Origin of the sequence: Pseudarthrobacter siccitolerans (genome assembly GCF_001046895.1) — a bacterium.
Classification (GTDB): domain Bacteria; phylum Actinomycetota; class Actinomycetes; order Actinomycetales; family Micrococcaceae; genus Arthrobacter; species Arthrobacter siccitolerans.
On the sequence record NZ_CAQI01000013.1, the window covers coordinates 1 to 217 of the forward strand.

1 pseudogene is annotated in these 217 nt (G+C 68.7%); it reads right to left on the minus strand.

Annotated features, from left to right (window positions below):
• Positions 1 to 217 (minus strand): annotated as a pseudogene (locus tag ARTSIC4J27_RS23500) (ATP-dependent DNA ligase); the annotation flags it as partial.

A 217-nucleotide genomic window follows, 5' to 3' on the forward strand; every position in this document is an offset into this window, starting at 1 on the left:
CTTGCCCACCATCACGTAACCGCCCGGTTCGCCGAACTCGCCGGCGGGGTCCAGCGCGCCCAGGTGCAGGTTGGAAAGCAAACCGGTGCGCCGTCCCGACCCCCACTCGCAGGCGAGCACCACCAGGTCGTAGGTGAGCACGGGCTTCACCTTGATCCAGTTGGAACCGCGCCGGCCGGCAGCGTAGGCCGATCCCACCGCCTTCACCATCACACCC